The sequence below is a fragment of the Pseudomonas sp. SR18 genome (genome assembly GCF_023701505.1).
Classification (GTDB): Bacteria; Pseudomonadota; Gammaproteobacteria; order Pseudomonadales; family Pseudomonadaceae; genus Aquipseudomonas; species Aquipseudomonas cyclaminis.
Genome location: NZ_JAMQAU010000019.1, coordinates 40,286 through 57,863 on the forward strand (window position 1 = coordinate 40,286; position 17,578 = coordinate 57,863).

18 protein-coding genes are annotated in these 17,578 nt (G+C 62.2%); 2 read left to right on the top strand and 16 right to left on the bottom strand.

Features of this window, described 5'->3' with window-relative positions; translation table 11 throughout:
- Window positions 1-26: 26 nt before the first annotated feature.
- The 3 genes from NDJ82_RS23470 to NDJ82_RS23480 form a co-directional block, all read right to left on the bottom strand.
- A complete protein-coding gene (locus tag NDJ82_RS23470) occupies window positions 27-1,580 on the bottom strand; it encodes a DUF726 domain-containing protein (protein ID WP_250926390.1) in 1,554 nt (517 codons plus the stop codon).
- 222 nt (window positions 1,581-1,802) lie between these two features.
- Complete coding sequence (locus tag NDJ82_RS23475; protein WP_191948462.1) at window positions 1,803-2,108, bottom strand: XRE family transcriptional regulator; 306 nt, start codon at window positions 2,106-2,108, stop codon at window positions 1,803-1,805.
- On the bottom strand, window positions 2,072-2,467 hold the full coding sequence (locus NDJ82_RS23480; RefSeq protein ID WP_250926391.1) for a type II toxin-antitoxin system RelE/ParE family toxin: 396 nt from the start codon (window positions 2,465-2,467) through the stop codon (window positions 2,072-2,074). Before NDJ82_RS23480 ends, NDJ82_RS23475 begins: the two co-directional genes overlap by 37 nt.
- 244 nt (window positions 2,468-2,711) lie before the next feature.
- Between NDJ82_RS23480 and NDJ82_RS23485 the strand changes: the two genes are divergently transcribed.
- Together NDJ82_RS23485 and NDJ82_RS23490 are read left to right on the top strand one after the other, a co-directional pair.
- Window positions 2,712-4,520, top strand: coding sequence for a monovalent cation:proton antiporter-2 (CPA2) family protein (locus NDJ82_RS23485; RefSeq protein ID WP_099584186.1), 1,809 nt, complete (start codon window positions 2,712-2,714; stop codon window positions 4,518-4,520).
- 72 nt (window positions 4,521-4,592) lie between these two features.
- Window positions 4,593-5,147, top strand: coding sequence for a DcrB/PsbP domain-containing protein (locus NDJ82_RS23490; RefSeq protein WP_099584185.1), 555 nt, complete (start codon window positions 4,593-4,595; stop codon window positions 5,145-5,147).
- A gap of 183 nt (window positions 5,148-5,330) precedes the next feature.
- On the opposite strand, the gene NDJ82_RS23495 is transcribed toward NDJ82_RS23490, so the two are convergent.
- From NDJ82_RS23495 to NDJ82_RS23555, 13 genes are all read right to left on the bottom strand, one after another.
- Window positions 5,331-6,050: an alpha/beta hydrolase gene (locus NDJ82_RS23495; RefSeq protein WP_250926392.1), complete on the bottom strand. Its 720-nt coding sequence runs from the start codon at window positions 6,048-6,050 to the stop codon at window positions 5,331-5,333.
- Between the two features lie 11 nt (window positions 6,051-6,061).
- On the bottom strand, window positions 6,062-6,817 hold the full coding sequence (gene cobF / locus NDJ82_RS23500) for a precorrin-6A synthase (deacetylating) (RefSeq protein ID WP_250926393.1): 756 nt from the start codon (window positions 6,815-6,817) through the stop codon (window positions 6,062-6,064).
- Window positions 6,818-6,826: 9 nt separating this feature from the next.
- The gene (locus tag NDJ82_RS23505; RefSeq protein WP_250926394.1) at window positions 6,827-7,417 is read right to left on the bottom strand and encodes a histidine phosphatase family protein; all 591 of its coding nucleotides are present in this window, start codon (window positions 7,415-7,417) and stop codon (window positions 6,827-6,829) included.
- 61 nt (window positions 7,418-7,478) lie between these two features.
- Window positions 7,479-8,456 (bottom strand): LysR substrate-binding domain-containing protein, encoded by a 978-nt coding sequence (locus NDJ82_RS23510; RefSeq protein WP_099584180.1) that lies wholly within the window; start codon window positions 8,454-8,456, stop codon window positions 7,479-7,481.
- Window positions 8,457-8,507: 51 nt separating this feature from the next.
- Window positions 8,508-9,449 carry a peptidylprolyl isomerase gene (locus tag NDJ82_RS23515; protein ID WP_250926395.1) on the bottom strand — a complete coding sequence of 314 codons (942 nt, stop codon included), beginning with the start codon at window positions 9,447-9,449 and terminating at the stop codon, window positions 8,508-8,510.
- A complete protein-coding gene (locus NDJ82_RS23520; RefSeq protein WP_099584178.1) occupies window positions 9,446-9,907 on the bottom strand; it encodes a YbjN domain-containing protein in 462 nt (153 codons plus the stop codon). Before NDJ82_RS23520 ends, NDJ82_RS23515 begins: the two co-directional genes overlap by 4 nt.
- Before the next feature lie 20 nt (window positions 9,908-9,927).
- A complete protein-coding gene (locus NDJ82_RS23525) occupies window positions 9,928-10,554 on the bottom strand; it encodes a DNA repair protein (protein ID WP_099584177.1) in 627 nt (208 codons plus the stop codon).
- Window positions 10,555-10,572: 18 nt separating this feature from the next.
- Window positions 10,573-12,273, bottom strand: a complete 1,701-nt coding sequence (locus tag NDJ82_RS23530; RefSeq protein WP_099584176.1) for a putative porin — start codon at window positions 12,271-12,273, stop codon at window positions 10,573-10,575.
- Window positions 12,274-12,315: 42 nt separating this feature from the next.
- Complete coding sequence (locus NDJ82_RS23535; protein ID WP_112194824.1) at window positions 12,316-13,020, bottom strand: energy transducer TonB family protein; 705 nt, start codon at window positions 13,018-13,020, stop codon at window positions 12,316-12,318.
- 3 nt (window positions 13,021-13,023) lie between these two features.
- The gene (locus tag NDJ82_RS23540) at window positions 13,024-13,449 is read right to left on the bottom strand and encodes an ExbD/TolR family protein (protein WP_016980095.1); all 426 of its coding nucleotides are present in this window, start codon (window positions 13,447-13,449) and stop codon (window positions 13,024-13,026) included.
- 11 nt (window positions 13,450-13,460) lie between these two features.
- The gene (locus NDJ82_RS23545) at window positions 13,461-15,260 is read right to left on the bottom strand and encodes a DUF2341 domain-containing protein (protein WP_250926396.1); all 1,800 of its coding nucleotides are present in this window, start codon (window positions 15,258-15,260) and stop codon (window positions 13,461-13,463) included.
- Window positions 15,261-15,284: 24 nt separating this feature from the next.
- A complete protein-coding gene (locus NDJ82_RS23550; RefSeq protein WP_112194822.1) occupies window positions 15,285-16,868 on the bottom strand; it encodes a ShlB/FhaC/HecB family hemolysin secretion/activation protein in 1,584 nt (527 codons plus the stop codon).
- A 59-nt stretch (window positions 16,869-16,927) separates the two neighbouring features.
- Window positions 16,928-17,521 carry a transposase gene (locus NDJ82_RS23555; protein ID WP_099584172.1) on the bottom strand — a complete coding sequence of 198 codons (594 nt, stop codon included), beginning with the start codon at window positions 17,519-17,521 and terminating at the stop codon, window positions 16,928-16,930.
- Window positions 17,522-17,578: the final 57 nt, after the last annotated feature.

Here is a 17,578-nt window from a genome sequence, read left to right on the forward strand (position 1 = left end):
AAACACACTCGACAGCGCGCAGCTTATCAGTCGGACGCGACCGTGCGCATCACCGTGTCCCGCGGCAGGTCAAACGCCTCCACCACCTGCACCACCAGGTCCATCTCCTGGTTCAGCGCCTCTCGTTCCATGCGCTGGCGAATCACACCGATCACCAGCACCGCCAGGGTGGTGATCGAATACGCTGGCCCGGAAAACGCCCGCACCCCACTCACCAGCAGCATCGCTGCCGCCAGTGCCTGCCCCACTACCGGAATCGCCGTGGCCGCACCACGACGCAAGATAAACCCGGTCAGGCCCGCCAGCGCTGTACCGCTCAAGGCCGTGGTGGCCGAGCGCCCCACATCGAAACGCTTGAACAGCCCCTGTTCTTTCTGCGCGGCTGCCTTGAGCTCGGCGTCGAACACCTGCCGGTCGGCGTTACTGAGCTTGTCCTTGTACTGCTCGATCAACTTTTGCGCGACCTGGGTTTCGATGTCTGCCAGCACCACGGATTCGAGCGGCTCGTCAAACTTGATCCCGAGGCGTTGCGCCACATCTTCGGCGATCTGGCGATAACTCACGCCATGCCCACGGGCCAGGTTCATAAAGCTATCGCCGCCCATGCACTGCAACTCGATAGCCAGCTTGAGCGGCTCGCGCACCGAAGCATCAATCGATGCACTGCGCTTTTGCGCCATCAATTCGGCGAGGAACTTCAACTCCTCCGGTCGCGCCTGCAGCAGCACCGGGAACAGCTCCGCATCTTCCTCGGCAAAGCGCGCCTCGCTGCTGCGCTGGTCGGAGCGGATCATGCCGCGCCGTTCGTGCAACAGATCGGTGTACTGCACCACCGTCTGCAACTGCGGCCAATAAGCGGCGTGGTCGAATGTTGCGAGGTGCACATTGGTGACCTTGGCCTTGAGCGCCGGCGTGACCGCAATCGCGTAACGACCAATGCAGCGCTCCGTATCCGGCTTCATGGCCAGCGCCCAGTCCTTGCTGGAGTGGCAGTTGATCAGGCGTCCCTTGAGCGGCGCCGACACCTCACCCCACGGGCTCGACGTGCAGATCGCGCCGCCCATCAACAGCAGATTGTCCAACGGCAGTTCCCGCGCGGTTTCAGGGCTGGCCAGCAGGCTCTTGACCAAAATCCGCGCGCCCAGGGAATGGCCGATCAGGTTGATACGCCGTACGTCCAGCGACTCAGCGTGCAGGTAGGCCGCCAGCTCCGGCAGCAAACTCTTGGCCACTTCGTCTACCCGCGCCTCGACACTTTTGTAGTGATCGAGGAAATAGGCAATCGCCTTGCCGACGCCAACAGTCGCCGCACCGACGCTGCCGCCGCCGAGCACCGCGCCGATCACGTCCTTGACGGGCGCGAACAGGTTTTCCAGGAAGTGCCCCGCCGGCCAGAACAGCATCAGGTTGGTAGAGCCTTCGATACCCGCCAGCTGCGCCTTGAAATTGCCCAGTTGTTGCCGATTGAAGAACGCCGAATACCCGTGAACATAGAGATTGAGCACACCCCCCTGAGGCTCGCCGCACATTACGAACGTGGGCTTGCGGGTGCGGTGCATTTCATCCCACTGGTGTTGCATGGGGCGGTGACTCCTGGTGACAAGGGTGGGCGATAGTAACAAAGCGAGGGCCGCAGGGAGGTGAATCCTGACCGACGTGGCAACAGCAAAGGCCTGAGCAAGGGCGACACATCAAATACCTGACAGCGCGCCTGATGCTTGCCGGGTGTCTTGCCATGATACCGACAGAAAAATAATCGCGAATGAAAAAGCCCGGCACTCGGCCGGGCTAATGCAACAGGTTCAATGTGCAAAATTGTCGATTTTTACCTGTCCATCAGGAAACGTCGCAATAATCTCCAGCTCTCCGCCCATTGCGCGGATGTAATCACGCAAGGTGCTGATGTACATGTCTGTGCGCCGCTCCATCTTGGAAACGGCGGCCTGGTTGATATTCAGCGCTTTGGCCAGGCTCTCCTGGCTCAGTTGCTGAGCCTTGCGCAGCTCGTGCAGCGGCATTTGCTTCAAGTGTTGCTCAAACAACTGCTTGGCTTCGGCACGGGACTCCGGCGTCATGCGTGCTTGAAGTTCAGCGAATTTTTTAGCCATGGTTGACGGCCCTCTTGACTCAACATGTTCAAATGTACGTCGTACAACTTTTCTGCCAGCGGAACGTGCTTCTCATACCATCGGTGGTGCCCGGTCTTATCCCCACCGATGAGCAATATCGCGCACCGCCGTGGATCAAAGGCGTACAACACTCGGTAAGGTCGCCCGGCATGCTGAATCCGTAGCTCCCGCAGATGTCCGTGCCGCGAGCCTTTGATATCGCTGGTGTGGGGATAGCGCAAGCCCGGCCCGAAAAGCCCCAGCAGATCAACACTGGCAGATACCGACACTTGCTCATTAGTAAGCAGGCCATCCCACCAGCCTCCGAATTCATCCGTGTATTCAATGTCCCAGTCCATGCAAATATGCCACCCAAGGAATATAAACTCAAGAACGTAAAACTAGGTTTGAAGCTGCCAGGCTTCCACTCGCAATCCACGACAAATTGTTTGTATATCCTTCGAAGACGCCAGCAGGCAGCTCATTGCCCGGTAAGGAGCCGCGAGACACCAACGTCATTCACCGCAAAAACACAATTTTCAAAATGTAAAAAGCGCTCTAATACCCGCCTGTTGAATGGTTTTGAATATCCTGGAGTTCGCAATGCCCCATGAAGGCAACCTGTTACAAGCAGCCGTGGTGTTCCTGCTCGCGGCGGTGCTGACCGTGCCCCTGGCCAAGCGCCTGCAGTTGGGCGCGGTGTTGGGCTATCTGTTTGCCGGTGTGATCATCGGCCCGTCGGTGCTGGGCCTGATAGGCAACCCGCAGAGCGTGGCGCAGTTTTCGGAGTTGGGGGTGGTGTTGCTGTTGTTCATCATCGGCCTGGAACTGTCGCCCAAGCGCTTATGGGTGATGCGCAAATCGGTATTTGGCGTTGGCCTGGCCCAGGTGCTGCTGACCGGAATGGTGATGGGCGCGGTGGCGCTCTGGGTATTTGGGCAGGCCTGGAACAGCGCCATCGTGCTGGGCCTGGGCCTGGCGCTGTCGTCCACCGCGTTTGGCCTGCAAAGCCTGGCCGAGCGTAAGGAGCTGAACCAGCCCCACGGGCGCCTGGCGTTTGCCATCCTGCTGTTCCAGGACATCGCGGCCATCCCGCTGATTGCCATGGTGCCGTTGCTGGCCGGCAGTGATCACCCGACCACCGAAGCCCAGGGCCTGCAGCACGTTTTGCAGATCCTCGGCAGCATCGCCGTGGTGATCATCGGCGGGCGCTACCTGCTGCGGCCGGTATTTCGCATCGTTGCCAAGACCGGCCTGCGCGAAGTGTCCACCGCCACCGCGTTGCTGGTGGTGATCGGTACGGCCTGGCTGATGGAGCTGGTGGGCGTGTCCATGGCTCTCGGCGCCTTCCTCGCCGGTCTGCTGCTGGCGGACTCCGAATACCGCCACGAACTGGAATCCCAGATCGAGCCGTTCAAGGGCCTGCTGCTGGGGCTGTTCTTTATCAGCGTGGGCATGGGCGCCAACCTCAGCCTGTTGGTCAGTTCGCCCCTGGTGGTGATTGGCCTGACCCTGCTGCTGATCGGCCTCAAGCTGCCGCTGCTCTACGCCGTGGCCCGGCTGGTGGGCGACCTCAATCGCGAAAGCGCCCTGCGCCTGGGCGTAGTACTGGCCGCCGGCGGTGAATTCGCCTTCGTGGTGTTCAAGATCGGCCGCGACCAGGGCCTGTTCGAACCTCACCTGTACGACATCCTGGTGCTGACCATCACCCTGTCCATGGCGGTAACTCCGCTGTTGTTGCTGGTGTGCCCGAAGCTGTTCAAGCCCAAGGTCAAGCCGGTGGAAGTGCCCGAGGAATACCGCGCCATCGAAAGCGATGCGCCGCGCGTAGTGATCGCCGGCATGGGCCGTATGGGCCAGATCGTGGCGCGGATCCTGCGCGCCCAGAACATCTCGTTCATCGCCCTCGACACCTCGGTGGAAACCATCGAACTGACCCGCAGCTTCGGCGGCATGCCGGTGTTCTATGGCGACCCGCAACGCCCCGAGATCCTGCACGCGGCCAAGGTCGACCAGGCGGAGTTCTTTGTGATCGCCATGGATGACCCGGAGATCAACATCAAAACCGCCGAGCTGGTGCGCAGCCTCTACCCGCACATGAAAATCATCGCCCGCGCACGTAACCGCCAGCACGTACATCGCCTGGTGGACCTGGACGCCTCGCCGGTTCGCGAAACCTTCTATTCCAGCCTGGAAATGAGCCGCCGCACCCTGGTCGGCCTGGGCCTGAGCCAGGCCCAGGCCGATGCGCGCATCACCCGGTTCAAGAACCACGACCTGCAAGTCCTCGCCGCCCAGCACGCGGTATACGACGACGCCGCCAAAGTGATGCAAACCGCCCAGGAAGCCCGTACAGAGTTGGCGCGGCTGTTTGAGATGGACAGACTTGAGGAAGAGTCCGACAAGGCGTGAAGATGGGGATGAACGATATTGAGAATTTTCTGACAGAATGTTCCGCAATTTCGTTCATCCCTGGAGCGTTTCATGGCCACTTTCATCAAGACCGCCGCCCTGCTGGCCCTTGCGCTTACCGCCGGCAGCGTATTCGCCGCTGCCAAGCCGACCACGCAGACCATCTCCACCCTGGGCGGCAAGTTCACCTTCAGCCTGCCCAAGGCCTACACCGCCGACACCCTGCCGGCGGGCAAGGCCGAGGATGGCACTGCCGACACCCAGGGCACGATGTACGCCAACCAGACCACGAAAAGCGTGGTGATCGTCGCCGAAACCGTGCGTAACGACGGCGTCACCATCAAAGACAACGACCCACAGTTCCTCGACGGCGCAGTGGCCGGTTTCGTCAAGGACCAGAGCACCGCCCTCCCCGACTTCAAAAAGCAAAGTGAGAAGAAACTGACCTTCAAGGGCATCGGCCTGCGCCAGGTGGACAGCACCGCCACCCAGGGCGGCGGCAAGACCTTGAACTCCACGTTCCTGGGCGGTTCGGGCAATCACCTGCTGGTGATCCAGGCGATCTCACGGGCGGATGATGCAAAAGGACATGCTGAACTGGTCAAGCAGATCACTGGCGGCAAGTAACCCATAGTCCTGATAACACCAATCCAGGTGGGAGGGGGCTTGCCCCCAATAGCCTATGTACACCGACAAACCGCCATCGGAGGCAAGCCTCCTCCCACATTTGAACTGAGTACACCCAACGAGGCTTGGTCATCTGCCGGACCGTCAGGGTATCAAGCCGCCTCCCACCTTTATTCAGCGAGCTCACTTCAAATTCGTTTCCAGCCAGGCCTTCAAGTCCTGCACTTCCGCCTCGCTGACCGTGTGGTTCATCCCCGCATAACCATGAAACTCCGGCTTCAACCCCAGCCCCACCAATACCTCGTTCGCCCGCGTCGCCGACGCATAGGGCAGTGCCTGGTCCAGGGTACCGTGGCCAATAAAAATCGCCAGCCCGCCCAATCGCTCATCCGGCTTCAGTTCTGCCTTGAGCACGGGCAGCAGGCTACCGCTCAACGCCGCAATACCGCGCACCAACGTGGGATCACGTAACGCCACCTCGTAGGACATGATCGCGCCCTGGCTGAAACCCACCAGGAACACCCGATCAGGTCGGGTGTGGTACTTGGCGGTGGCCTTGGCCACAAAGTCTTTGATCAGCGCAGCGCTGCTCTGCAAATCGGCCGTCACACCATCGTAATCACCGTTACCCGGTGTCTTGGTAAACCAGCGAAAGCCGCTGGGCTGCACCGGCATCGGCGCCCGCACCGACAGGTAGGTCCAGGTGGACGGCAACGCGTCCTTGATGCCAAACAGGTCTTGCTCGTCACTGCCAAACCCGTGCAAAAAGATCACCAGGGGCTGGTTGCGTGCATCGCCCTGGGTCTGCTCCAGGTACGACAGCGGCAAATCGGTGTGCAGTTCCGCATCGGCCTGAGCGACACTGGCCACCAGGGCAAGCACGAGGGCGAACAGTTTAAGCATGGGACGTTACCTCAAGGTTTGCGCAGTAAATACGTGTCCATGATCCAGCCATTGGCCAGGCGCGCGGCCTTGCGCACCCGTTCGATCTCTTCAGCCACGTCGCTGACTTTGCCGCTGATCAGGATTTCATCGGGCGTGCCCAGGTAGGCGCCCCAGTAAATATCCAGATCCTGATCTGCCACCGTGCGGTAGGAATCTTCGGCATCCAGCATGACCACCAAGGTGTCGGCATCGCTGGCCTGCCCCGCCGCCAACCGGCGTCCCGTGGTGATTTCAACGGACTTGCCGATGCGGTTCAACGCCACCTTATGCTGGGCCGCCAGGGCCTGCACGCTGGTGATGCCGGGGATCACTTCGAATTCGAACGCGCAACGGCCGCTGGCCAGAATCGCCTGCAGGATACGAATGGTGCTGTCGTACAACGCCGGGTCGCCCCAGGCCAGGAACGCGCCGACTTCGCCGTCAGCCATTTCCTCATTGATCATGCGCTCGAAGGTGGCCTGCTTGTCACGGTTGAGGTCCTGCACCGCTTTGGTGTAGTCGATTTCACCGCGTACACGCTCGGGGCAATCGGCCTCGACAAACCGGTAGCCGGGCTCGGTGATATAGGTCTCGCAGATTTCGCGGCGCAGGTCGATCAGCTTGTCTTTGCTCTGGCCCTTGTCCATCAGGAAAAACACGTCGGTGCGGTTCAGCGCCTTCACGGCCTGCATCGTGATGTAGTCAGGGTTGCCGGCGCCAATGCCGATGATCAGGATGCGTTTCATGGGTTGCTCTCATTGCGGGGCGTGGATTTTGCCATGATCCCGCGCCTGGGCGTGAGTTTCCAGGCGCAGGCGCCACACCGTGTTGAAGCGCAGCTCGGTGGCCGACAGCGGTTCGACGTCGATCTGGTAGAACATCGACACCGGACATTGCATGACCTGCAACAGCGCGGCGCGGATCACAAACGGGTGAGTGACGGCCACGACATGACCCGGCTGGCTTTCGAGGGATTGCATCCACCGTGCCACCCGCGTGCAGAGCTGGTCTACCGATTCACCGCCGTGGGGCGCGCAGGTGCTGTCGGTGAGCCATGCACCCAGTTCATCGGGCTTCACTTGCGCGATGTCCAGGCCTTTCCAACGACCCAAATCAGCATCACGCAGGGCCGCTTCGACCACCGGATCAGCGCCGAACAACCCCGCCGTCTGCACGGCTCGGGCTTCGGGCCCGCACAGCAGGCGTGGGCTTTTCCTGTAAAGACTGGCCAGGGACAACGCCGCGCCTTGCCAGTCCATGGTCACCGGCTCGTCATCGGCAAAACGCGCGTGTTTTTGATACGCAGTGGCCGCATGGCAGATAAGGGTTAAACGGGTGGCCTGCACGCAGATCGCTCCAACGAGGTAAGGCCAGCAAGCCTGGCCCAGTTGTCGCTGCGGCGCAACGCTAATCAAACCACTCCCGCCGCCCCTCGAACGTGCTGACGATCAACGCCACAATCATCTGCACCGCCTCGGGGTGGCTCACCTGGGCATTCACCGCCAGCCACACCTGGCGCTGCATGCTTTCGGCCAACAAACCCGGTAACGCCACCAGCCCGCGGTCGAAGCTGCTCATGTAGTGCGGCAGCAAACCGATACACGCACCGCAGCGGATCATCTCCAGCATCAATGAATAGGCATGCACCTGCACCACGGCGGCCAGGCGCTGCTCCACCACCTGGTTCCATGGCTGCAAGACGTCGACCTGGGCGTCGGGTTGCCATTGCACCAGCATGTAGTCAGCCAGGTCTTCCACGCTGTCCGGGCGCGTGGTCAGCCGCGAGTAGCGCTTGGCGATGTGCGGCAAATAGTGCAAGCGCGCCAGGGCCCTTGGCGGTTCGGTGACAAAGCCCGGGCCGGGCACCGGGCTGTCGCTGTCCGCCAGCCACACCACCACATCCACGTCCACCGCTTGCAGGGACAATTGGCTGTCGATGGAGATGATTTCCAGGCGCACGCTGGCGTTGCGGCGCAGCAAGGCGATCAGATCGCGGCCGAGGATGTCATGCAGGATCGGCTCGGCCACCGCCACGCGGATCAGCGGCTGTTCCACCACCGGCAGGCGCCGCTCATGGGCCAGGGCGATCAGTTGCGCTTGTAATTGCTGGCCGTCGCGACTCAGCACCAGGCCGTTGCCCTGATAGCTGAACAACGAATGGCACAGGTGTGCTTCCAGCTGCGCCAGGCGCTTGCGCAGCAGCGTCGCCTTGATATTCAGGCTGCGCGCGGCCTGCATGAAGCAGCCGCAGCGCGCACTTACCAGAAAGTAGCGCGCCACCTGCGGGTCGATTTCATGGGCCAGGGCCAGCCAATGGCTACGCGGCTCGGCCACTGCGCGATAGGCGGCAGGGCCCTGAAGGTTGGACGGTTCCAGTAATGCCATAGGAGACTCCCTGTCTTGTTGGTCTATGCATCCAATGCGGGTTGACGCGCGTTACTCCAACACTTTGTTCAGCTCGGTACCGTCGATGCTCAAGGTCGCGGTGTTGAGCATGCCCTCCAGGTAGGCCTTGGCGATCTGCTCCTGACGCTGGGCACGCAAGGCCTGGGTCAAGCGTTCACGCAATTCATCAAGGGTTGCCGTACGCGCCGGTTGTTGGCCGATCAACTTGAGCACATGGAACCCCGCCGGGCTCTGCACCACGTCCGAGACCGCACCGACCTTGAGTCGCAACACCGCCTCGCGCACTTGCGGCACCAGTTGCTGCAACGGCTGCATCCCCGAATCACCACCGCGCGCGGCGCTGTCCGCGTCCTGGGAAAACTGCGTGGCCAAGGCTGCGAAATCTCCCGGTGCGGCCTGGGCCTTGCGGCTCAACTCCTGGGCCTGACGGCGCACGGCGTCGAGGGCTTGCGGCTCATTTACCGCGAGGAAAATCTGGCTCACCCGGTACAACGGCGGCGTCACCCATTGCGCCTTGCCGCTGTCGTAGGCCTGTTGCAACTCGGCAGCGCTGGGGTAATCGGCCGGGACTTGGCTGACCGACAGCATGTAGTCGCGAAACACGATTTGCTCGGTGGCGGCGCGGGTCTGTTGCTCCACCTCCGGGCGCTGGCGCCAGCCCTGGGCGTCGGCCTGTTCGAGCACGGCTTTTTGCGCCAGGCGCGAGCGAATCCAGGTTTCCAGGGCGCCGCGATTGCCGCGCAATTGCTCACGGGATTCGGCCGGCAGGCTGGCGAGCACGTTTTTCAGTTCCGCCAGGTCGATCTGCTGGTTACCCAGGCGCGCCACCGCCGGCCCGGTTGACGCCGGGTTGATCACCGGCGCCGGTTGTTGCGCCGCCACCGGGTCGCTACCGGGTCGCAGGCTCAACGCCACAGCCACCACCAGCACGGCCAGCGCACCCGCGCCGACCATCAGTGTCGGCTTTTTCACAGGACAGGCGCCTCTTCCCCAACCGCTGCGGCCTGCAACTGCGCCGCGTGCTGGCTGTACTCACGCAGATAAACAATGAATTCCTGCAACAGACGGTCCCACAGTTCCAACTGACTGCGCAGGTGCGTGGCGCCGACGCCGGCCACCACCACGTCCATCTCCATCAACAGGAATTCACCCTGCACCGACAACCGTGCAAAGCGGCGCGAGGCGTTCCACACCTGGGCCAGGCCTTCAGGCAACTCGCCCTGGACCCGCAACGCGCAGCTGTACGTGAAGTCCACATAGCTGCCCTGTTCGGCCGTCGGGTTGCCGAAGCGCACGGCAAAACCGATGCCCTGGCTGGCGCTGAGCAACTGCACGATGCCATTTTGCTCGCTCTGGTTGACCCGGTAACCGGCTTCCTGCAACAGCTCGGTGAGGCTCTGGACGCTAACGCTGGTGATCAATTCGCTCATGGTCTGTTCTTCCTTGTCGATCAGTGGGTGACGCCCGCCTGGGGCGCATCAAAACGGCTCTTGTACAAATCGTCGCCAAAACCCTGGGCCAGTTCTTCGAACTTGACCCGCGTGCTGCTGGCGAAGGGCTGGCGGATACTCATCACCTGGGCCACATCGATTTTTTCGTAGGCGGTGAGCAACTGCTGGGCCACGCCGTACATCTGTTGATTCTTGACTGAACATTGCTGCACTTGTGTGTCACGCTCGCCCAATTGCGCCTGCAAACGGGCGCGCTCGGCCTCCTTGCCCTTGGCCAGCACCAGCAACTCGTCATAGGCCTTCTTGAACTTGCCGATCTGCTCGTTGCTCGCATTCACCTGGGCTTGCGCCTGGCTGTGCAGGTTTTGTTGCTGGCCGGCCAGTTGCTCGGCCACGCCACGGGCCTTTTCCAGCTCGGCGGTCAATTGCTTGATCTGTGCCTGGGCCTGCCTGGCCTGGGTTTCAGCAGCGATGCGTGCGGCACTGGCCTGGGCCTGCTCGCTTTGCAACGCCTGCAATTGCTGGGTGGTGCTGCGCAGTTGGGTACGCAGGCGCTCCTCCATGCCTTCGGCGCAAGCGCCGCTGGCGACAAACAACAACAGCAGCCCGCAGATTCGCGTGTTCATGTGGCATCTCCGTGCGCATCAAAAGCGCGTGTTGAGTTCCAGTTGCATCACATCCACTTCAAACGGCTGGCCATACACCTCGGACGCGCTCAACCAACGTGCGCTGGCGTAGATGTTCTTTTCGATGCCGTAGTTGGCGCCAATGAAGTAACCCTTGGCGTTGGTGCCGCCCAGGTGAAACGAGGAGTCATTGAAGCCGTCAGGCAAGGCGTCAGGCTGGATGTACTTGTAGCCGGCCAGCACGTTCCAGTCGCCACGCTTGCGCATCTCCAGCGCGCTGCCCAGGGTGAACGAGACCATCAAGGCATTGCCGCCACTTTCAAACTGGCCGTCGCTGTTGAGGTTGTTGACGATCTGGCCTTCGCTGCGCTTGAGCATTTCGCCCTTGTCGTAGGCCAGGTTGTGGATGAAGTTGCCCTGGCTGCGCAGCTTCAAGTCACTGGGCAACTCGCTGTCCCAGACGGCGTTGAGGTCCAGCACGTTGAATTTGGAGGCCAGGCCGACGTATTGCGGCTCCGGCGTGAGGCCAGGGGTGGCCGGGTTGGGCGTAATGTTGCGCAGGTTGAACACGCTGTTGCCCTTTTGCATGAAGGCCACGCGCGAGCCGTCTGTGTCGCAGCCGGGCTGACCTTTCCACGGTTCGCAAGGGCTGGAACGCTCGCCTTCGATGTCCTGGAACTGGTAGTAGGCAGCGGCAAGCTTGAGTGTGTTGCTGCGGTTGATCTTCCAGTCCGCACCAATCTGCCCGCCAAACAACCATTTGGTGTCGCTGTCTTGCTTGTCCACACCGTTGCTGCTGGCAGTGTCGGAGGTGTACTCGACCGGGAACGCGCCAAGGGTGCCGAACAGGCCCCACTCGCTGTTGAGGCTGTGATTGAAAATCGCCGCCACACCATCGAAGTTGAGGTCGTTGGAATACATCATGTCGGTGGAATAAAACGGGTTGCCGATGCGCCCGCCGGTCAGTGTCACCGCGTCAGAGGCTTTCCAGCTCAGGTAACCCTGGTCGAGCCAGATGTCTTTCTTGCCGAACCCACCGCCCAGGGTCTGGGTGGTGGACACCGGGTTGTTGTCCGAACCGGTACCCAGGCGAATACCGGCGGTCCATTCCGGCGAAATCACCGCTTTCATGCCCAGGCGGGCGCGCAGGCGGAACAGGTTTTCGCGGTCCTCGCGGGTGTTGAGCAACGGCGGGAACCGCGTATTGGTGCCGGGGTTGACGTCATACGGGCCCGAATCGTTGAGCTTGGCGTAGTCGGTGATGGTGTCGTCGTTCTTGCCCGAAAAGTACCGCGACTCGTCGCGCAGACGGATATCGCCATCAAAACTCACCCGTGACACCCAGTCCGGGAAGGTGTTGGGTTGCGCCCAGTTTTCCTGCTTGGCGGTGGCCATGACTTCAGCCTTCACCTGGTCGCGGATCTGGTCACGTACCGCTTGCGGCACGTACTGCACGCGCACATCGCCCGGCGCTGCGGCCGGGCCGCTGGCAACCACCGGCGCCGCATTGGCCTGGCGTGCCTGCAAGGCTTCCTTTTCGGCCTGGGCAATCAAGCCGTTGGCGGTGTCCTGGGTCAGCACGCCCTGCTGCACCAGCAGGCGGATCAGGTTGATGGTGACGTTTTCCGAAGGGGCAACCGGGGCTGCCGCCGCCTGGCCGACCAGGGTCGCGATGACCATGCCAACCGCCAGGGTCAGTCGATTCACGGGGGAAATCATGTGTACGCAACTCCTGTAAAAAACCGTTGAAAAAGAATTCGTTCAATCCGGGCGTCGGCCCTTGAGGGACAGGCGTACCGGCATCGTCACCGAGGCCGGCACCCGTTGTGTGGCATGGGGCGCACGCAAGGCGGCCAAGACCTGAGCGTCGGTGTCCGCATCCCCGCTGGACTTCGCCAACTGCGCACGGGTGACCTCGCCTTCGGCGTTCAGCCACAAGTCCGCCTGCACCGTGTAAGCCTTTTTGCGTAACTCCGGGTCTTCGCGCAGCAAGCGTTGAAACACTCCGGCCAGGTACTGCTTGTAAGTACCCGCGCCAAGGCCACCGCCGCCGGAACCGGCCATGCCGCCGCCCTTGCCTGCACCGATGTTGAAACCGTCGTTGCCCGACTGGGCATCGCCATCGATCTGCATCGGGTTGGCCAAATCATCGGCCGGTGACGGTGGTGCTTCTTCGGCTGGCTTGACCTCTTCCGGCTCGGGAGTGGGCACCGGTTCCGGTACTTTCTCTTCCACCTGAGGCTCGGGTTCCTTGGGCTTTTCCGGGGGCGGTGGCGGCGGTGGCGGCAACGGAATAATCGTCGGCACCTTCGGCGCTTCACGGCGTACGCCACTCATGTCATTGGCCCACTGCCATAAAAACCAGGCCGCCACGGCCGCCAGCAGCAGGCCAGCGCCCCACTTCAGCGGGCGCAGCGGTGGCGTTTTCTTGACCGGCAACGACGAGATCGGGATCTGTGCGGTCATGACTCAGCCCTGGCTCGGTTTGCCGGTGACCAGCCCGACCTGGGACAGCTCCAGCCGGCGCAGCAAGTCGAGCACCTCGATCACCTTCTGGTACTGCACCATGGCGTCGCCGCGCACGATCACCGGGAAATCCGGGTTCAGCGCTTTCTCGATGCGCAGGCGTTCTTCCAACTCGCCGAGGGTCACCGGGTAGGCATCGAGGAACACCTGGCCGCCGTCGTTGACGGAGATGGCCTTGGTCTTGGCCTCCGACAACGACACCGACGCACTGGCCTTGGGCAGATGGATCTGGATGCCCGAGACCTGGGCCGTAGCGGTGAGGATGAACATCACCAGCACCACCATCAGCACGTCCACCAGCGGCGTGATGTTGATACTGTCGACGGCCGCATCATCGTCATCGTCGTGGGAGGTATTTACGGAAGCCATGGCAATTCTCCTCAGGCCGGAACCGATGCGTGATGCTCGCGGCGGTGCGCGGTTTCACTGTGCTGACTCTCGCCGTGCATCTCCGCCAGGCGGGTGATGAACTCGTCGACAAACACGCGCATGTCGGCGCTGACTTCCTTGTTGCGCGTGATCAGGCGGTTGTAGCCAAACAGCGCCGGGATCGCGACGAACAGGCCCATGGCCGTGGCCAGCAAGGCGGCCGCCATGCCGGGGGCAATCGCGTTGATGTTGACGTCACCGGCCATGGCCGTGCCGAGGAACACCACCATGATCCCCAGCACCGTGCCGAGCAGGCCGATGTACGGGCCGCCGGCAATGGCGTTGGAGAGGGTCGAGAGTTTGGAACTGAGTGCCTGGTTCTCGCGGGTGCGCACGCCATCCATGGAGCAGCGGATCGCTTCGATGGTCGCCGCCGACACCGACGAGGTATCGGCGCCCTGGGCGCGGCGCGTGCGGATCTCCTTGACCGCCACCAAGTACAGGCGCCACAGCGAGGAATGGGTCAGGCGCTCACCCAGTGGCGCGTCGTCGGCGTACATCTCCAAGCGTGTGCCGATCTGCGCGAAGTGCTCGCGAAACACCTCGTTGGCACTGCTCACGCGGCTGACCTGGCGGTTCTTGCGCAGCATGATGACCCACGACTGGAACATCATCGCCACCAGCACCAGGATGATCACCCAGGCATCCACCGGCACGGCGTTGAGCAAAAAGCCCAGGCTGCCGAAGCCCATGCCGGACTGTTCTTCATCCACTCCGTAAGCCACCAGTTTCGACTCGGCGCCCTGGGCACTGGCATCGGCCAGCAACAGCGCAGCCGGGCGCGCCACTTTGGACAGGCGCAGCTCATCCATGGCCCCGGCGAACGGCAAGTGCGTGCTGCCCGCTTCCGGCAGGTCGGCGCCCACCGCCAACGACGTGTTGAACGCCGGCATGGCCACGGCAAGGTTGGCGGTTTCACGGCCGTTCACATACAGCGCGACTTTTTCACCCTCGGCGGTGAACGCCAGGTGCTGCCATTGGCCGGGGTTCAGCGGCTGGGTCGAGACGGCGCGCTGGCCGTCGATGTCCACAAACGGCATACCCTGATTCAAGCCCAGCAACAGGCTGTGGGCGCCGTCGCGGCGGGCCAGGACGATTTGCTCGCCACTGGCCTGATCCAGGCGCAACCAGGCACTGAAGGTAAACGCACCACCTGCGGCATGTTGCAGCGATGGGCTGGCCGGCAACATCAGCGGCTGGCCGCCGAACTGCAAGGCGCGACCGATCACGCCGTCGATGCTCGCACCGGTGGCGTTCAACGCGGTGTTGGCGTAGGCGGTGGTGTCCCGTGGCGGCGTCGCATTGGCGCCGTCAAAGTGATAGAGCGCGGTGTAATTGGGGTCAAATGCCAGCTGGCCGTTAGCAGTGGCCGGGGCCTTCTGGTTACCGTAGTACATCCACAAATCCTGGCGTTGGCCACCTTCGACCTTGGGCACATCAACCCAGATCAGCGCCATGCCCATCAACGGATCAAAGCTCTCGATCTGGTGATTGAACACGGTCTTGTCATCGGCACTCACAAAGCGCAGGTCGCTGCCGTCGTCCTTGACCCCGTCAAAGGTGAAATTGCCGGTGTGCAGGCGCACCAGCAGCGCGGTGCGACCCAAGGCCTGGTTGATCGCGGCGCCTTGGGCTGTGGTGTCTACCGAGATCTGTTTGCGGTAGTGCCAATCGTCCTGCCACCAGGCGTGGGCGGTGGCCGGGAGCGCGAAGCCCAGGCAGATCAACAGGCTCAGAAATAGGCGTTGCATGGGTGAAGTCTCCGGAAGAAAAAGTCAGAACGTCGCCTGCACACTGAAGTGCAGTCGCGAATCCTGTTTCTGGGTGTTCGGTCCATCGAGCAGCGGGTAGCCCCAATCCAGGCTGCCGGACAACCATTTGCTCAAACTGGCGCGGGTGCCCAGGCCGACACTGGCCAGGCTGTATTCGTCTTCTTGCTCGGGCAGCGGGTCGTGCAGGCGCAGGCGCGCACCTTCGGCGAACGCATAGAAGCGCCACTCCTGCACATAACTGCCGAGGAACTTGGCCAGGGACGGCGTGCGCAGTTCCTGGGACAGCAGCAAGCCCTCGTCCCCGGTGCGCTCCGCCGCCAGGTAGCCGCGCACCGAAGTGGCGCCGCCAGCCGAGTACTGCTCGTTGGACACCAGCGGCCCCGAGGCCAATTGGAAACCGGCCTTGGACGCCGACTGCCAATCGTTGGCGAAGGTGTAGCTGTAATTCAGGTCGCCCTTGAGCACGGCGAAACTGGCGCTGGCCTTGTAGCGTTTGTAGTCGAATTCTTCGGCGTCGCTGCCGTAGCCAAAGAAGGCGCGGGTGCCCACCACCAGGTTCAAGCCCAGGCCCAACTGGGATTGCTCGGTGTAGCGATAGCCGTTGTAGCCCAGGGTGAACGGCGCGTACTTGAGCGGCACCTGGTCGCTGCTGGAACCGAATTTCATCTGCTCGTCGAAGTCTTTGAAGTCGATACCAAACGAGAAGGAATTGGCCCAATTGCCGGCGGCTGGCAGGTTGTAGATCGCCGACACCCCATAGGAATGGCCCTTGCCGAGCACATTGCTGCCACCGATCGTGGCGATGTTGCTGTCGGACTGGTAACCGGAAAACTGCAAGGTCCAGCGCTCATCCAGCGGCGCGCTGTAGGAGCCCGACCAGACCTTGGCGTTGTCGGTGTCCTGGGGCGCGGTGAAGTACGTCAGGGAAATGCTGTGGCCCAGTTGCCACAGGTTGTCATAGCCCAGGGTCGCGACCGATCGCAGCTTCTCGGTGTCGGCGCTGTAGTCGTTGTTCAGGCCGATACTGGCGTGCCAGGGGTTCTGGTCTTCCACCTGCAAATCCACATCCATGGTGCCGGGGCGCTGGCCTTCGCGCACCAGCGGCGTAACCTGGCGCCCGGCACTGCGGTTGAGCCCGGCCAACTGGGTTTGCACGCTGGCAAAGTCCGGCACCGCGCCCTCCTCCAGGCCCGGCACTTGCTCGCGGATTTCCACCGGCGAGTAGTGCTTGGCACCCACCACCCGCACCCGGCCGACCTTGGTTTCGCTGACTTGCAGGTAGACGATGCCGTCATCGACCTTCTGCTCCGGCAGTTCCACAAACACCGACTGGTAACCGCGTGCCTGGTAGATCTTCTGCAGCGCCTCACGGGCGCCTTCGATATCGTCGAGGGTCTTTTGCGGGCCCAGGAACGGGTACACCGCCTCCTCGATGGTGGCCGCATCGAGCACGGTATTGCCGCGCACGAAGTACTCGTTGACGTCCACTTTGCGTGCCGGTGCCGCGTCCTCCGCCAACGCGGGGTGGACCATGGCCCCCAGCGTCAAGCAGCACAGCACCAGCGTTGATTTGAACAGATGCTCCACACCGCCCCCTGACGTTCTAATGGTTATCGCCGCTGCCACCGGCACGGCGCCCGGCCGGCTCAATTGCTGGCGATCGAAGTGTTGCCGTGCCGGGCCAGCCAGGTGTGCAGCAAGGCGAAGTTCAGCGAGAACTCCGGCATGTGCAGCAAGGCGCCACAAAACACGTCACCGATGATTTTCTGGATGAGCTGCACCGCCCGCGGGTTGTTGAGCAGCGTGGCGATGTCGCGGGTGAGCACATGGATGCTCCAGACCTTCTGGTTCAGGTCCAGGCCGACGAACCAGCGGAACAGCAGGTTGTAGTTCAGCTGTTCATGCAGTTGCTGCTCGCTGGGTACCGAGTACAGCAGTTGCAGCAGCAGGATCTGCAGTACGGTCTGCGGCGCGATCAACATCGAAGGCTCGGCCACCAGCCAGTCGCGGTGCTGGTCGAGAACGTCGTCGATCTGCGGACGCAGCAACACCAGGGAATGGCCGGCGGGGATATAGCTGGAGACTTCCTTCAACGCGCCCTGCCAATCGTCCTGGGAGACGATCCACACCCAGGGTGCGCCGTAGCGATAGACCGACACCGGCTTCTTGCGCGCGGCTTCGACGATCTTTGACAGGCGCTGGTCGAGCTCCTGCATGCCGACTTTTGAATAACGTTCCATAGATCCCATTGCCCCACTCCTGGCGTCCTGCTGGCGGCTTTGAAAACACCTGCGCGG

Excerpts from the sequence above, each read along its gene's own strand:
- NDJ82_RS23555 (WP_099584172.1), bottom strand. The coding sequence starts at position 17,521 with ATGGAACGTTATTCAAAAGTCGGCATGCAGGAGCTCGACCAGCGCCTG.
- NDJ82_RS23535 (WP_112194824.1), bottom strand. The coding sequence starts at position 13,020 with ATGACCGCACAGATCCCGATCTCGTCGTTGCCGGTCAAGAAAACGCCA.
- NDJ82_RS23540 (WP_016980095.1), bottom strand. The coding sequence starts at position 13,449 with ATGGCTTCCGTAAATACCTCCCACGACGATGACGATGATGCGGCCGTC.
- NDJ82_RS23480 (WP_250926391.1), bottom strand. The coding sequence starts at position 2,467 with ATGGACTGGGACATTGAATACACGGATGAATTCGGAGGCTGGTGGGAT.
- NDJ82_RS23475 (WP_191948462.1), bottom strand. The coding sequence starts at position 2,108 with ATGGCTAAAAAATTCGCTGAACTTCAAGCACGCATGACGCCGGAGTCC.
- NDJ82_RS23490 (WP_099584185.1), top strand. The coding sequence starts at position 4,593 with ATGGCCACTTTCATCAAGACCGCCGCCCTGCTGGCCCTTGCGCTTACC.
- NDJ82_RS23525 (WP_099584177.1), bottom strand. The coding sequence starts at position 10,554 with ATGAACACGCGAATCTGCGGGCTGCTGTTGTTGTTTGTCGCCAGCGGC.
- NDJ82_RS23495 (WP_250926392.1), bottom strand. The coding sequence starts at position 6,050 with ATGCTTAAACTGTTCGCCCTCGTGCTTGCCCTGGTGGCCAGTGTCGCT.
- NDJ82_RS23510 (WP_099584180.1), bottom strand. The coding sequence starts at position 8,456 with ATGGCATTACTGGAACCGTCCAACCTTCAGGGCCCTGCCGCCTATCGC.
- NDJ82_RS23520 (WP_099584178.1), bottom strand. The coding sequence starts at position 9,907 with ATGAGCGAATTGATCACCAGCGTTAGCGTCCAGAGCCTCACCGAGCTG.
- NDJ82_RS23470 (WP_250926390.1), bottom strand. The coding sequence starts at position 1,580 with ATGCAACACCAGTGGGATGAAATGCACCGCACCCGCAAGCCCACGTTC.
- NDJ82_RS23545 (WP_250926396.1), bottom strand. The coding sequence starts at position 15,260 with ATGCAACGCCTATTTCTGAGCCTGTTGATCTGCCTGGGCTTCGCGCTC.
- NDJ82_RS23530 (WP_099584176.1), bottom strand. The coding sequence starts at position 12,273 with ATGATTTCCCCCGTGAATCGACTGACCCTGGCGGTTGGCATGGTCATC.
- cobF (WP_250926393.1), bottom strand. The coding sequence starts at position 6,817 with ATGAAACGCATCCTGATCATCGGCATTGGCGCCGGCAACCCTGACTAC.
- NDJ82_RS23485 (WP_099584186.1), top strand. The coding sequence starts at position 2,712 with ATGCCCCATGAAGGCAACCTGTTACAAGCAGCCGTGGTGTTCCTGCTC.